At 54.7% G+C, this 267-nt stretch carries 1 pseudogene; it reads left to right on the forward strand.

Annotated features, from left to right (window positions below):
- Positions 1–133, forward strand: a pseudogene (locus AAC854_RS24830) (baseplate J/gp47 family protein); the annotation flags it as partial.
- Positions 134–267: the final 134 nt, after the last annotated feature.

Genomic DNA, 267 nt, shown 5'->3' on the forward strand with positions numbered 1-267 from the left:
TTCGAACTTGGGCCGCGAGATACACCGTGAATTTACCGAAATTGAGTCACTGACTTTTTCATTGGGCGACATTCTCAGTGAATTGAGTGTCCCCCGGCTGCAATCACTCACCGTGGAGGTGAAGAATGTCTGAGTTCCGGGAACGCCTTAAGCGGTTGGCCTTACCCTCATGGATGGACAAGGGGGAACCCGCCAAACTGCTTAATGCGGCGCGGGCATTCTGGACGGAAGTTTACGGCTGGCTGACATGGCCGCTCGCTCAACTGG

It is taken from the genome of Xenorhabdus entomophaga (genome assembly GCF_037996725.1).
Lineage (GTDB): Bacteria > Pseudomonadota > Gammaproteobacteria > Enterobacterales > Enterobacteriaceae > Xenorhabdus > Xenorhabdus khoisanae.